At 63.0% G+C, this 403-nt stretch carries 1 protein-coding gene; it reads right to left on the bottom strand.

Translation table 11 applies throughout. From position 1 onward, the window contains the following. Positions 1 to 403, bottom strand: a 403-nt coding sequence (locus tag ON29_RS04235; protein WP_040864825.1) for a condensation domain-containing protein, incomplete at both ends; no start/stop codon positions are given.

The raw sequence follows: 403 nt of genomic DNA, 5'->3' as shown, positions 1-403 counted from the left end.
AGCACGTCGGTGCGCTCGGTGTCCGTGAGGATCTCGATGTCCCCGACCGGGACGCTGGGGTCGGCGACCACGGCCGCGAGGACACGCGAGAACCGCGCCGCGAAACCCTCCACCGTCGCCCGATCGAACAAATCCGTCGCATACGTCAAGAACCCACCGATACCAGCAGCCGCACCCGACTCCGCATACCCATCACCCACAATCAAATGCAGATCGAACTGCGACACATCCACATCGGCATCCACACCCGACACCATCAAACCCGGCAACTCCAACGCCGCACGCGCAACATTCTGAAACGACAAACCCACCTGGAACAACGGATGCCGCGCCGTCGACCGCGACGGATTCAACACCTCCACCAACCGCTCGAACGGCACATCCGCATGCGCGAACGCAGCCA

Origin of the sequence: Nocardia exalbida NBRC 100660 (assembly GCF_000308575.1) — a bacterium.
In the GTDB taxonomy this organism is placed as follows: Bacteria; Actinomycetota; Actinomycetes; order Mycobacteriales; family Mycobacteriaceae; genus Nocardia; species Nocardia exalbida.
This window is presented reverse-complemented; position numbering and strand designations above follow the sequence as displayed.